The 13,811-nt window shown below is 69.0% G+C and carries 12 protein-coding genes; all 12 read left to right on the top strand.

The annotated features are described in order from the left end of the window. Positions 1 to 839 precede the first annotated feature (839 nt). Positions 840 to 1,199 carry an NADH-quinone oxidoreductase subunit A gene (locus tag ACIQ9E_RS18015; protein WP_403707878.1) on the top strand — a complete coding sequence of 120 codons (360 nt, stop codon included), beginning with the start codon at positions 840 to 842 and terminating at the stop codon, positions 1,197 to 1,199. A 16-nt stretch (positions 1,200 to 1,215) separates the two neighbouring features. Next, positions 1,216 to 1,770: an NADH-quinone oxidoreductase subunit B family protein gene (locus tag ACIQ9E_RS18010; protein ID WP_006347345.1), complete on the top strand. Its 555-nt coding sequence runs from the start codon at positions 1,216 to 1,218 to the stop codon at positions 1,768 to 1,770. Between the two features lie 91 nt (positions 1,771 to 1,861). Beyond that, the gene (locus tag ACIQ9E_RS18005) at positions 1,862 to 2,590 is read left to right on the top strand and encodes an NADH-quinone oxidoreductase subunit C (protein ID WP_403707875.1); all 729 of its coding nucleotides are present in this window, start codon (positions 1,862 to 1,864) and stop codon (positions 2,588 to 2,590) included. Then, entirely contained in the window at positions 2,587 to 3,918 is a 1,332-nt protein-coding gene (locus tag ACIQ9E_RS18000; RefSeq protein ID WP_006347343.1) for an NADH-quinone oxidoreductase subunit D, read from the top strand. The genes ACIQ9E_RS18005 and ACIQ9E_RS18000 overlap by 4 nt, the downstream gene beginning before the upstream one ends. Beyond that, entirely contained in the window at positions 3,915 to 4,715 is an 801-nt protein-coding gene (nuoE, locus tag ACIQ9E_RS17995) for an NADH-quinone oxidoreductase subunit NuoE (protein ID WP_403707873.1), read from the top strand. Before ACIQ9E_RS18000 ends, nuoE begins: the two co-directional genes overlap by 4 nt. Beyond that, positions 4,715 to 6,100, top strand: coding sequence for an NADH-quinone oxidoreductase subunit NuoF (gene nuoF, locus ACIQ9E_RS17990; protein ID WP_403707871.1), 1,386 nt, complete (start codon positions 4,715 to 4,717; stop codon positions 6,098 to 6,100). The genes nuoE and nuoF overlap by 1 nt, the downstream gene beginning before the upstream one ends. Further along, the gene (locus ACIQ9E_RS17985; RefSeq protein WP_403707869.1) at positions 6,097 to 8,601 is read left to right on the top strand and encodes an NADH-quinone oxidoreductase subunit G; all 2,505 of its coding nucleotides are present in this window, start codon (positions 6,097 to 6,099) and stop codon (positions 8,599 to 8,601) included. The genes nuoF and ACIQ9E_RS17985 overlap by 4 nt, the downstream gene beginning before the upstream one ends. Beyond that, positions 8,598 to 9,998: an NADH-quinone oxidoreductase subunit NuoH gene (gene nuoH, locus ACIQ9E_RS17980; protein WP_403707867.1), complete on the top strand. Its 1,401-nt coding sequence runs from the start codon at positions 8,598 to 8,600 to the stop codon at positions 9,996 to 9,998. Before ACIQ9E_RS17985 ends, nuoH begins: the two co-directional genes overlap by 4 nt. Continuing rightward, entirely contained in the window at positions 9,970 to 10,662 is a 693-nt protein-coding gene (gene nuoI / locus ACIQ9E_RS17975) for an NADH-quinone oxidoreductase subunit NuoI (protein WP_403707865.1), read from the top strand. The genes nuoH and nuoI overlap by 29 nt, the downstream gene beginning before the upstream one ends. Continuing rightward, positions 10,659 to 11,606, top strand: a complete 948-nt coding sequence (locus tag ACIQ9E_RS17970; protein WP_403707863.1) for an NADH-quinone oxidoreductase subunit J — start codon at positions 10,659 to 10,661, stop codon at positions 11,604 to 11,606. Before nuoI ends, ACIQ9E_RS17970 begins: the two co-directional genes overlap by 4 nt. Beyond that, a complete protein-coding gene (nuoK, locus tag ACIQ9E_RS17965; RefSeq protein WP_006347335.1) occupies positions 11,603 to 11,902 on the top strand; it encodes an NADH-quinone oxidoreductase subunit NuoK in 300 nt (99 codons plus the stop codon). The genes ACIQ9E_RS17970 and nuoK overlap by 4 nt, the downstream gene beginning before the upstream one ends. Before the next feature lie 11 nt (positions 11,903 to 11,913). Further along, a complete protein-coding gene (gene nuoL, locus ACIQ9E_RS17960; protein WP_403707861.1) occupies positions 11,914 to 13,809 on the top strand; it encodes an NADH-quinone oxidoreductase subunit L in 1,896 nt (631 codons plus the stop codon). The last annotated feature ends 2 nt before the right edge of the window (positions 13,810 to 13,811 follow it).

The raw sequence follows: 13,811 nt of genomic DNA, 5'->3' as shown, positions 1-13,811 counted from the left end.
TCGCCAAGACGCGCCCCGTCGAAGCCCATTGACGGCTTAACGGTCAATACGGACATTCGCTCTCCCGTCCGTGAGCATGCGGTTTCTATGAATAGTCCGAATTGCCTGCCGCCTAGCATCTTGATGCCCGGATGGCCAAGCCCGCTTTTCCGTGGAGAGGTTGCCTGTGGCGCAGGTCACAGACCGATCGGTTCCAGCCGTCGTCGGTCCCTGGGTGGTGGCCGAGGACGGTCGAGGGCGGGCCGGGGGCGGCGGGGCCCCGCCCCGCTCCGCCGGCTTTGCCGACAGAAGTTCGTGAACCCGCGCACGCATTTGCACCGCGGCTACGCGCCGTGACCGTATGGCGCCGCGGCGGGCCGGATGAAGGCCCGCCGGGATGTCGTACCCCCGCCACCACCGCCGGGCCGGGCAACGGATCCCGCGCCGGATCCGAGCCGTCCACTTCTGTCCATGACGGTCCCCTCCCGAGTGAGGCGGTACCGATGTGCAGCCTTTTAGCACCCGAAGCGGTCCATCGCCAATTTGCCCGAATGGCCGTGTGCTTGATAGAGGGTCACCGCTCTCACCAGCGAGAACGACAGTCTATGTGACACGCCGTGATGCCCTGCGCGCTTCCCGTGCGGAGATCGCCCCCAACCCGTGCGCAAGATCGCCATCCGGGTGGTGGAGATCACAAAGGCGATGAGTGACCCCGTGTCGCAGATCACAGACCGACGGGCATAAGATGCGGGGCAGCCGGGCTTGTGAACTGCCTCACATGTACGCGATCTTCGAGGCGGTCAGCAGCCGAACGGCCCGGTGCGGTCCACGGTCAGCGACGACTGGAAGGAGCGAGGAGGGTGAATGCCTATGTGCCCATCCTTGTACTCGGCGCCCTGGGGGCAGGGTTTGCGATCTTCTCCGTGGTCATGGCCACGCTGATCGGCCCCAGGCGCTACAACAGGGCGAAGCTCGAAGCGTATGAGTGCGGTATCGAGCCGACCCCCACACCGGCAGGCGGCGGCCGCTTTCCGATCAAGTACTACCTGACGGCGATGCTCTTCATCATCTTCGACATCGAGATCGTCTTCCTCTATCCCTGGGCCGTCAGCTTCGACGCCCTCGGTCTGTTCGGTCTCGTCGAGATGCTGCTCTTCGTGCTCACCGTCTTCGTCGCCTACGCCTATGTCTGGCGTCGCGGCGGCCTGGAATGGGACTAGGGGCTAAGGGGCACCCATGGGACTCGAAGAGAAGCTGCCGAGCGGTTTTCTGCTGACGACCGTCGAGCAGGCCGCGGGCTGGGTGCGCAAGGCATCCGTCTTCCCGGCCACGTTCGGACTGGCCTGCTGCGCCATCGAGATGATGACGACCGGCGCCGGCCGCTACGACCTTGCGCGCTTCGGCATGGAGGTCTTCCGCGGCTCGCCCCGCCAGGCCGATCTGATGATCGTCGCGGGCCGGGTGAGCCAGAAGATGGCCCCTGTCCTGCGCCAGGTCTACGACCAGATGCCCAACCCCAAGTGGGTTATCTCCATGGGTGTCTGCGCCTCGTCGGGCGGGATGTTCAACAACTACGCCATCGTGCAGGGCGTCGACCACATCGTCCCCGTCGATATCTATCTGCCCGGCTGCCCGCCGCGCCCCGAGATGCTGATCGACGCGATCCTCAAACTCCACCAGAAGATCCAGACCTCCAAGCTCGGGGTCAACGCGGAGGAAGCGGCCCGCGAGGCGGAGGAGGCGGCGCTGAAGGCGGTGCCGACGATCGAAATGAAGGGTCTTCTGAGGTGAGCGACGCACGCACGGCCGCCGGGCCGCAGACGACAGTGAAGGCCGCACCTCTGAGCCGTGCGGGCGGAGAAGCTCACGAAAGGGCTGCACAGTGAGTGACGTACCCAATCCCGAGAAGGAGCTCAGCGAGCAGAACCTTCCGGGACAGCGTGGTGAACACGGCGAGGAGATCCGCGTCCAGCGCGGCATGTTCGGCGCCGACAACGGTGGTGACACCTCCGGGTACGGCGGGCTGATCCGTTCCGTACGGCTGCCGGGCCCGGCCACCCGCCCCTACGGCGGCTACTTCGACGAGGTTGCCGATGAACTCGAAGGCGCCCTCGAAGAGCAGGGCATCGTCCCCGAGAACGCCATCGAGAAGACCGTCGTCGACCGGGACGAGCTGACCTTCCATATCGCCCGGGAGCATCTGCTGGCCGTCGCCCGCACCCTGCGCGACGACCCCGCCCTCCGGTTCGAGCTGTGCACGGGGGTGAGCGGAGTGCACTATCCGGACGACAAGGGCCGGGAGCTGCACGCCGTCTACCATCTGCGGTCGCTCACCCACGGCCGGCTGATCCGGGTCGAGGTGTCCGCACCGGACGCCGACCCGCATGTCCCGTCCCTGGTCGCCGTCTATCCGACGAACGACTGGCACGAGCGGGAGACCTACGACTTCTTCGGGCTGATCTTCGACGGCCATCCCGCCCTCGCCCGGATCATGATGCCGGACGACTGGCAGGGCTTCCCGCAGCGCAAGGACTATCCGCTCGGCGGCATCGCCGTCGAGTACAAGGGCGCCCAGATCCCGGCTCCTGACCAGCGGAGGTCGTACTCGTGAGCACATCCTCAGCCGCCTCGTCCGCCGCGCGCGAGACCACCGAGGGGCCGGTCTACACCGTCACCGGCGGCGACTGGGACGAGGTCGTCGAGACCGCGGCCAAGGCGGACGACGAGCGGATCGTCGTCAATATGGGCCCGCAGCACCCCTCCACCCACGGAGTGCTCCGGCTGATCCTGGAGATCGACGGCGAGACCGTGACCGAGGCCCGCTGCGGTATCGGCTACCTCCACACCGGCATCGAGAAGAACCTCGAATTCCGCACCTGGACGCAGGGCACCACCTTCGTCACGCGCATGGACTATCTGACGCCGTTCTTCAACGAGGCGGCGTACTGCCTGGCCGTGGAGAAGCTGCTCGGTATCGAGGACCAGATCCCCGAGCGCGCCGATGTCATCCGGGTCCTGCTGATGGAGCTGAACCGGATCTCCTCCCATCTGGTGTGCATCGCCACCGGCGGTATGGAGCTGGGCGCCACCACGATCATGATCTACGGGTTCCGGGACCGTGAACTGGTCCTCGACCTCTATGAGCTGATCACCGGCCTGCGGATGAACCACGCCTATATCCGCCCCGGCGGACTCGCCCAGGATCTGCCGCCCGGCGCGGTCGACCAGCTGCGCGAGTTCGTGAAGACCATGAAGAAGAACCTGCCGCAGTACGACGCGCTCGCCACCGGCAACCCCATCTTCAAGGCCCGGATGCAGGACGTCGGCCATCTCGACCTCACCGGCTGTATGGCCCTCGGCGCCACCGGACCGATCCTGCGCGCCGCCGGGCTCGCCCACGATCTGCGCAAGACCGACCCCTACTGCGGTTACGAGACCTACGAGTTCGATGTCCCGACCGCCGACACCTGCGACTCCTACGGCCGGTTCCTGATCCGGCTGGAAGAGATGCGCCAGTCGCTGCGGATCGTCGAGCAGTGCATCGACCGGCTCGCCCCCGGCCCGGTCATGGTCGCGGACAAGAAGATCGCCTGGCCTGCCCAGCTCGCCCTGGGGCCCGACGGTCTCGGTAACTCCCTCGACCACATCAAGAACATCATGGGCACCTCCATGGAGGCCCTGATCCACCACTTCAAGCTGGTCACCGAGGGCTTCCGGGTCCCGCCCGGCCAGGTGTACGCGGCGGTGGAATCCCCCAAGGGGGAACTCGGCGCCCATGTCGTGTCCGACGGCGGCACCCGCCCCTACCGGGTCCACTTCCGCGATCCGTCCTTCACCAACCTTCAGTCCATGGCGGCGATGTGCGAGGGCGGCCAGGTCGCCGACGTCATCGTCGCCGTCGCGTCCATCGACCCCGTGATGGGAGGCGTCGACCGATGACGGCCCAGTCGTCGAACCCGGGGGTGCAGCTCGGGATGCCCAAGCTCCCCGCACCCGACTACCCGGCCGAGGTCCGCACCCGGCTGGAGACGGACGCGCAGGAGATCATCGCCCGCTATCCCGACTCCCGCTCCGCCCTGCTGCCCCTGCTCCACCTCGTGCAGTCCGAAGAGGGGTACGTCAGCCGGACCGGGATGCAGTTCTGCGCCGACATCCTCGACCTCACCACCGCCGAGGTCACCGCGGTCGCCACCTTCTACTCCATGTACCGGCGCCGGCCCTCCGGGGACTACCAGGTCGGTGTCTGCACCAACACGCTCTGCGCGGTCATGGGCGGCGACGCCATCTTCGAGACGCTCAAGGAGCACCTCGGCGTCGGCAACAACGAGACCACCGACGACGGCGCGGTCACGCTGGAGCACATCGAGTGCAACGCGGCCTGCGACTTCGCCCCCGTCGTGATGGTCAACTGGGAGTTCTTCGACAACCAGACCCCCGAGTCCGCCAAACAGCTCGTCGACGACCTGCGCGCCGGACTCACCGTCGAACCCACCCGCGGCGCCCCGCTCTGCTCCTTCAAGGACACCGCGCGGATCCTCGCCGGCTTCCCCGACGAGCGCCCCGGAGCGGTCGAGGCCACCGGCGGCGCCGGACCGGCCTCCCTGATCGGGCTCCGGCTCGCCAAGGGCGAGGGGCTGCCCGCCAAGGTGGTCTCCCCGCGGCCCGGTGGCACCGATCCGTCCGCCTCCGGCCCGGCACAGCCCCCCGCCGGACCGGCCATCGAGGAGGGGGAGTGATGACCTTGTCCACCGAATACGGCGATCAGGCCGGAGCCGGAACCGGCGGGGAGAACAGCCCGGAGAAGCTCCTCGCCCCCGTCCTCTCCGCCTTCTGGGACGACGCCCGCTCCTGGACGCTGGACACCTACCGGCGGCACGAGGGCTACGAGGGACTGCGCAAGGCCCTCGCCATGACACCCGACGAAGTCATCGCCTACGTCAAGGACTCGGGCCTCCGCGGCCGCGGCGGCGCCGGCTTCCCCACCGGAATGAAGTGGCAGTTCATCCCGCAGGGCGACGGCAAACCCCACTATCTTGTTGTCAACGCCGACGAATCGGAGCCCGGGACCTGCAAGGACATCCCGCTCCTCTTCGCCAACCCGCATTCCCTCGTCGAGGGGATGATCATCGCCTGCTACGCGATCCGCTCGAACCACGCCTTCATCTATCTCCGCGGCGAGGTGGTGCCCGTACTCCGCCGGCTCCACGAAGCGGTACGGGAGGCGTACGAAGCTGGCTACCTCGGCAGGAACGTCCTCGGCAGCGGACTCGACCTCGACATCACAGTGCACGCGGGCGCGGGCGCGTACATCTGCGGTGAGGAGACCGCACTGCTGGACTCCCTGGAAGGACGGCGCGGCCAGCCCCGGCTGCGACCCCCCTTCCCCGCGGTCGCCGGACTGTACGCATGTCCCACTGTGGTCAACAACGTCGAATCCATCGCATCGGTTCCCGCGATCCTCAACCGGGGCAAGGACTGGTTCCGTTCGATGGGCAGCGAGAAGTCCGCGGGCTTCACGCTCTACTCCCTCAGCGGCCATGTCGCCAACCCCGGCCAGTACGAGGCCCCCCTCGGGATCACCCTGCGCCAGCTCCTCGACATGAGCGGCGGAATGCGCCCCGGCCACCGGCTGAAGTTCTGGACCCCCGGCGGCTCATCCACCCCGCTGCTGACCGAGGACCACCTCGACGTACCCCTCGACTACGAGGGCGTCGGCGCCGCCGGGTCCATGCTCGGCACCAAGGCCCTCCAGTGCTTCGACGAGACCACCTGCGTCGTCCGGGCCGTCACCCGCTGGACCGAGTTCTACGCCCACGAGTCCTGCGGCAAGTGCACCCCCTGCCGCGAAGGCACCTACTGGCTCGTCCAGCTGCTGCGCGATATCGAGGCCGGCCAGGGCACCGCCGCCGACCTCGACAAGCTCAACGACATCGCCGACAACATCAACGGCAAGTCGTTCTGCGCCCTCGGCGACGGCGCCGCGTCCCCGATCTTCTCGTCGCTCCAGTACTTCCGCGAGGAGTACGAGCGGCACCTCGACGGCCGCGGCTGCCCGTTCGACCCCCGCAGGTCGACCGTCTGGGCCGACCGGAACCCCACCACCACGGAGGTGAACGCATGACGGTGACCACCAGCGCTCCCTCCGGGGGCGACCAGGTCCCGGTGCCGCCCGAGGATCTCGTGACGCTGAGCATCGACGGCACCGAGATCAGCGTCCCCAAGGGGACCCTGGTCATCCGCGCCGCCGAACTCCTCGGCATCGAGATCCCCCGCTTCTGCGACCACCCCCTCCTCGACCCGGCCGGCGCCTGCCGCCAGTGCATCGTCGAGGTCGAGGGCCAGCGCAAGCCGATGGCGTCCTGCACCATCACCTGTACCGACGGCATGGTCGTCCGCTCGCAGCTCACCTCGCCCGTCGCCGAGAAGGCGCAGAAGGGCGTGATGGAGCTGCTGCTGATCAACCATCCGCTGGACTGCCCGGTCTGCGACAAGGGCGGCGAGTGCCCGCTCCAGAACCAGGCCATGTCCCACGGCGACACCGACTCCCGCTTCGACGGAAAGAAGCGGACGTACGAGAAGCCGGTCGCGATCTCCACCCAGGTGCTGCTGGACCGCGAGCGGTGCGTGCTCTGCGCCCGCTGCACCCGCTTCTCCAACCAGATCGCCGGCGACCCGATGATCGAACTCATCGAGCGCGGCGCCCTCCAGCAGGTCGGCACCGGCGAAGGCGACCCCTTCGAGTCGTACTTCTCCGGGAACACCATCCAGATCTGCCCGGTCGGCGCGCTCACCTCCGCCGCGTACCGCTTCCGCTCCCGCCCCTTCGACCTGGTCTCCTCGCCGAGCGTCTGCGAACACTGCGCCGGCGGCTGCGCCACCCGCACCGACCACCGGCGCGGCAAGGTGATGCGCAGGCTGGCCGCCGACGACCCCGAGGTCAACGAGGAGTGGATCTGCGACAAGGGGAGGTTCGGCTTCCGGTACGCCCAGCGGCCGGACCGGCTCACCACCCCGCTGGTCCGCGGCGACGACGGTGAACTCGCGCCCGCGAGCTGGCCGGAGGCGCTGGCCGCGGCCGCCGCGGGACTGACCGCCGCCCGCGGCCGGGCCGGAGTCCTCACCGGCGGCCGGCTGACCGTCGAGGACTCCTACGCCTACGCCAAGTTCGCCCGGGTCGCCCTGGACACCAACGACATCGACTTCCGGGCCCGCGTCCACTCCTCCGAGGAGGCCGACTTCCTGGCCGCCCGGGTGGCCGGCCGCGGCCGTGACCTCGACGGCAGCGGAATCACCTACTCCGTACTGGAGCAGGCACCCGCCGTCCTCCTCGTCGGCTTCGAGTCCGAGGAGGAGGCGCCCGGCGTCTTCCTCCGGCTCCGCAAGGCCCACCGCACCCGCGGACAGCGGACCTACGCCCTGGCCACCCACGCCACCCGAGGGCTGACCAAGGCGGGCGGCACCCTGCTGTCCGCCGCGCCCGGCACCGAGACCGAATGGCTGGACGCGCTCAGCGGCAGCGTCGGACTCGAAGGCGAAGGCGAACGGGCTGCCGCCGACCTCCGCCGCGACGGCGCCGTGATCGTCGTCGGCGAACGGCTCGCGGGCGTCCCCGGCGGGCTGACCGCCGCGGTCCGTACCGCCACCGCCACCGGCGCCCGGCTGGTGTGGATCCCGCGCCGGGCCGGGGAGCGCGGCGCGGTGGAGGCGGGCGCGATCCCGTCCCTGCTGCCCGGCGGCCGCCCGGCCACCGATCCGCGGGCCCGCGAGGAGACCGCCGAGGCCTGGCGGGTACGGGAACTCCCGCACGGCTACGGCCGCGACACCGGCCAGATCATCGAGGCCGCGGCCACCGGCGAACTCGCCGCACTCGTCGTCGCCGGGGTCGAGGCCGCCGACCTGCCCGACCCGGCCCGCGCCCGCGCGGCCCTGGACGCCGTCGGCTTCCTGGTCTCCCTGGAGCAGCGGCCCACCGAGATCACCCGGCGGGCGGACGTCGTCCTCCCCGTCGCCGCCGTCGCCGAGAAGGCGGGCACCTTCCTCAACTGGGAGGGCCGGGCCCGGCTCTTCGAGGCGGCGCTCAAGCCCGAGCAGATGACCCGCAGCCTCGCGCCCGGCGACGCCCGGGTGCTGCACATGCTCGCCGACGCCATGGACATCCACTTCGCCCTGCCCGATCTGAAGGCGGTACGGACCGAGATGGACCGCCTCGGCGCCTGGACCGGCCCCCGGGCGGGCGAGCCCATCGAGGCCTCCCAGCCCCTGCCGCGCGCCGGCGAGGGCGAGGCGGTACTCGCCGGGCACCGGCTCCTGCTCGACCAGGGCCTGCTCCAGCAGGGCGACGACGCGCTCGCGGGCACCCGGCACGCCGCCGTCGCCCGGCTCTCGGCTGCCACCGCCGCCGAGACCGGGGTCAAGGACGGCGACGAGCTGACCGTCACCGGACCCGCCGGCTCCGTCACCCTGCCCCTCGAAGTGACCGAGATGCCCGACCGGGTGGTGTGGCTGCCGCTGAACTCCACCGGCGGCGGCGTCGCCTCCGACACCGGGGTGCAGCCGGGCCGCCTGGTCAGGATCGGCCCCGCCGCCGCGGCGGCGACGGATGCGCCGGAGGTGCGCTCATGACCGGCCCGACGCTGAACGTCATCGCGGCCGAGGACCTGTCGATGTTCGGGCGCGACCCCTGGTGGCTGATCGTCATCAAGGCTGTGTTCTGCTTCGCGTTCCTGATGCTGACCGTGCTGTTCTCCATCGTCTGGGAGCGCAAGGTCGTCGCCTGGATGCAGCTCCGCATCGGCCCCAACCGGCACGGCCCCTGGGGCATGCTCCAGTCCCTCGCCGACGGCATCAAGCTGATGCTGAAGGAAGACGTCATCGTCAAGCGCGCGGACAAGGTCGTCTACGTCCTCGCGCCGATCATCGCCGCCATCCCGGCGTTCATGGCGATCGCCGTCATTCCGTTCGGGCCCTCGGGCAACGAGGTCTCCATCTTCGGGCAGCGCACCACGATGCAGCTGACCGACCTGCCGATCGCGATGCTGTACGTCCTCGCCATCGCCTCGGTCGGGATCTACGGCATCGTCCTCGCGGGCTGGTCCTCCGGCTCCACCTATCCGCTGCTCGGCGGGCTCCGCTCCTGCGCCCAGATGATCTCGTACGAGATCGCGATGGGCGCCGCCTTCGCCTCCGTGTTCCTCTACTCCGGGTCGATGTCGACTTCGGCGATCGTCGAGGCACAGGCGGACCGCTGGTTCATCGTCCTGCTGCCGGTCTCGTTCATCATCTACGTCGTCACCATGGTCGGCGAGACCAACCGGGCGCCGTTCGACATGCCCGAGTCCGAGGGCGACCTGGTCGGCGGGTTCAACACCGAATACAGCTCCATCAAGTTCGCGATGTTCATGCTGGCGGAGTACGTCAACATGGTCACCGTCTCCGCCGTGTCCGTCACCCTGTTCCTCGGCGGCTGGCGCGCCCCCTACCCGATCTCCACCTTCTGGGAGGGCGCGAACCACGGCTGGTGGCCCCTGCTCTGGTTCGTCATCAAGGTGCAGCTGCTGCTCTTCTTCTTCATCTGGCTGCGCGGCACGCTGCCACGGGTCCGCTACGACCAGCTGATGAAGCTGGGCTGGAAGGTCCTGATCCCGGTCTCGGTGGTCTGGCTGATGCTGGTCGCCACCGTGCGGGCGCTGCGGAACGAGGACTACGACTTCCAGCAGATCCTGCTCTACGTGGGCGGCGCGATCATCGCCGTACTGCTGCTCTCCTTTATCGCGGACCTGTTCCGCGGAGGGAAGGAACGGCAGGCCGAGGCCGCGGCGGCGAAGGAGCCGCCGGTGCCCTTCGACCCGATGGCGGGCGGCTATCCCGTACCGCCGCTGCCCGGACAGAGCCTGCCGCCGGTGCCGCGCAGGCGGCCGAGGCGGGAGCGCGAACTCATTGTCAGTGGCGGGGTCAATACTGTGAGTGACGGTCCGGACGGCGGACAGGCGCATGACGGAAAGGAGGCCGACGGTGTCTGAACGAGCGGAGAACTCCCCGGGTTCGGAGCTGCCGGAGGTACCGGAGGGGACAACGGGCGCTCCGGGACCCTCGGACCCGGGCCAGGACCCGGGCGAGAGGTTCCTGAATCCGGTCGCCGGCTTCGGCGTGACCTTCAAGGCCATGTTCAAGAAGCGGCTGACCGAGCAGTATCCGGAGCAGCAGAAGGTCACCGCGCCGCGTTTCCACGGCCGGCACCAGCTGAACCGCCATCCGGACGGTCTGGAGAAGTGCATCGGCTGCGAGCTGTGCGCCTGGGCCTGTCCCGCCGACGCCATCTACGTCGAGGGCGCGGACAACACCGAAGAGGAGCGTTACTCCCCGGGCGAACGCTACGGCCGCGTCTACCAGATCAACTACGCCCGCTGCATCCTCTGCGGGCTCTGCATCGAGGCCTGCCCGACCCGGGCGCTGACGATGACGAACGAGTTCGAACTGGCCGACAGCTCCCGCGAGAACCTCATCTACACCAAGGAGCAGCTCCTCGCCGGTCTGGACGACCGCATGGTGGACACCCCCCACGCCATCTACCCCGGTATGGACGAACAGGACTACTACCGGGGCCTGGTCACCGAGGCCGCCCCCGGGACGGTCCCCCAGGTCGCCGTCTCCAAGGGGGAGAAGGGCGAGGAGGTGGACGCATGACAGGCCTGCGTACGACCGGGCTCGACCCCGCCGGTCTGACCTCCCTGGCCGCCGCGTCGACCACCTCGACCGGCGAAGCCGTCCAGTTCTGGATCCTCGGCACGGTCGCCGTCATCGGCGCCCTGTGCACGATCCTGATGCGGCGGGCCGTGCACAGCGCGCTCTGCCTCGCCGGGACCATGATCATCCTCGCGGTGTTCTACCTCGCCAACGGCGCCTACTTCCTGGGCGTCGTCCAGATCGTGGTCTACACCGGCGCGATCATGATGCTGTTCCTCTTTGTCGTGATGCTCGTCGGCGTCACCGCCGCCGACTCCCTGAAGGAGACCCTGAAGGGGCAGCGCTGGCTCGCCGCGCTCTGCGGACTCGGCTTCGGCGTCCTGCTGATCGCCGGTATCGGCAACGCCTCGCTCCAGACCTTCAACGGCCTCGGCACGGCGAACGCCGCCCACGGCGGCAACGTCGAGGGCCTGGCCGCGCTGCTGTTCACCAAGTACGTCTTCGCGTTCGAGATCACCGGCGCCCTGCTGATCACGGCCGCCGTCGGCGCCATGGTCCTCACCCACCGGGAGCGCACCGAGCGCGCCCTGACCCAGCGGGAGCTGGCCGAGCAGCGGGTCCGCGAGGGCAAACACCTGCCGCCGCTGCCCGCCCCCGGTGTCTACGCCCGGCACAACGCCGTGGACATCGCCGCCCTGCTGCCCGACGGCACCCCTTCCGACCTCTCCGTCAGCCGCACCCTGCGGGAGCGCGGTCAGATCCGCGATGTGTCCGCCGAGGCCATGGCCGACCTCAAGGCGCTGGAGCAGCGTTCCGAGGAGCGGCTCGGCCGGGAGCCCGGCAATGTCGCCGTCGCCGGCCGCGAGTCCGCGGCCGGGCAGGGCACCGCCCGGGACTCCGACGCCGACGGACGCGACCGGGACGAAGAGGAGGCCAGTCGGTGAATCCGGTCAACTACCTCTACCTCGCCGCTCTGCTGTTCACCATCGGCGCGGCCGGGGTCCTGATCAGGCGGAACGCCATCGTGGTGTTCATGTGCATCGAGCTGATGCTCAACGCCTGCAATCTCTCGCTGGTCGCGTTCTCCCGGATGCACGGCAATCTCGACGGCCAGATCATCGCCTTCTTCACGATGGTCGTCGCCGCCGCGGAAGTCGTGGTGGGGCTCGCGATCATCGTGTCGCTGTTCCGTTCCCGCCACTCGGCCTCGGTCGACGACGCCAGCCTGATGAAGCTGTGAGGGGCTGAATCGTGGAGAACCTGATTGCGCTGCTCATCGCGGCGCCCCTGTTCGGAGCGGCGGTGCTGCTCTGCGGCGGCCGCCGGCTCGACCGGGTCGGCCACTGGATCGGTACGGTGCTGTCGGCCGCGTCCTTCGGGGTCGGCGCGGTGCTCTTCGCCGAGATGCTCGGCCGCCCCGCGGACGACCGGCTGCTGCACCAGAAGCTGTTCAGCTGGATCCCGGTCGAGGGCTTCCAGGCGGATATCGCCTTCCAGCTCGACCAGCTGTCGATGACCTTCGTGCTGCTGATCACCGGTGTGGGCACGCTGATCCATATCTACTCCATCGGCTATATGGAGCACGACGAGCGCCGGCGCCGCTTCTTCGGCTATCTGAACCTCTTCCTGGCGGCGATGCTGCTGCTGGTGCTCGCCGACAACTACCTGCTGCTGTACTTCGGCTGGGAGGGCGTCGGCCTCGCCTCGTACCTCCTGATCGGCTTCTGGCAGCACAAGCCCAGCGCGGCGACCGCGGCGAAGAAGGCCTTCCTGGTCAACCGGGTCGGTGACATCGGCCTCTCCATCGCCATCATGCTGATGTTCACCACCTTCGGCACCTTCGCCTTCGCCCCGGTGCTGGCCTCGGCCGACGAGGCGGGCTCCGCGACCCTGACCGGTATCGGGCTGATGCTGCTGCTCGCTGCCTGCGGCAAATCGGCGCAGGTGCCGCTGCAGTCGTGGCTCGGGGACGCGATGGAGGGCCCGACCCCGGTCTCGGCCCTGATCCACGCGGCGACCATGGTGACCGCGGGCGTCTATCTGATCGTCCGCTCCGGTGCGATCTTCAACGCCTCGCCGGACGCCCAGCTCGTCGTCGTCATCGTCGGCGCGGTCACCCTGCTCTTCGGTGCGATCGTCGGTTGTGCCAAGGACGACATCAAGAAGGCCCTCGCCGGGTCCACGATGTCGCAGATCGGCTACATGATCCTGGCGGCCGGGCTGGGCCCGATCGGCTATGTCTTCGCCATCATGCACCTGGTGACGCACGGCTTCTTCAAGGCCGGGCTCTTCCTCGGCGCGGGCTCCGTGATGCACGGCATGAACGACGAGGTCGATATGCGGAGGTACGGCGGCCTGCGGAAGTACATGCCGGTCACCTTCGTCACCTTCGGTCTCGGCTATCTCGCCATCATCGGCTTCCCCGGTCTGTCCGGCTTCTTCTCCAAGGACATGATCATCGAGGCGGCGTTCGCCAAGGGCGGCACCGAGGGCTGGATCCTCGGCGGTGTCACTCTGCTCGGCGCGGCCATCACCGCCTTCTACATGACCCGGGTGATGGTGCTGACCTTCTTCGGCGAGAAGCGCTGGCAGCCCGACGACAAGGGCGAACTGCCCCATCCGCACGAGTCCCCGAAGACCATGACGATCCCCATGATCGTGCTGGCCTTCGGCTCGGTGTTCGCCGGCGGCTTCTTCAGCATCGGCGACCGCTTCGTGCACTGGCTGGCCCCGGTCACCGGCGAGAGCCACGGCAATCCGCCGGTCAGCGCCCTCACCGTCACCGTCTCCACGGTCGTGGTGATGGTCGTCGGCGTCGCCATCGCCTGGGGGATGTACGGACGGCGGCCGGTGCCGGTCACCGCTCCCCGCGGTTCGCTGCTCACCCGGGCCGCCCGCCGCGACCTCCTCCAGGACGACTTCAACCATGTGGTCCTGGTCCGCGGCGGCGAGCACCTCACGCGTTCCCTGGTCTATGTCGACCACACCCTGGTGGACGGTGTCGTCAACGGCACGGCGGCATCCGTCGGCGGGCTCTCCGGCCGGCTGCGCAAGCTCCAGAACGGCTACGTCCGCTCGTACGCCGTCTCGATGTTCGGAGGTACGGCGGTGCTGATCGCCGCGACCCTGCTGATGAGGGCGGTGTAACT

The sequence above is a fragment of the Streptomyces sp. NPDC094448 genome (assembly GCF_044763775.1).
Lineage (GTDB): Bacteria > Actinomycetota > Actinomycetes > Streptomycetales > Streptomycetaceae > Streptomyces.
This window is presented reverse-complemented; position numbering and strand designations above follow the sequence as displayed.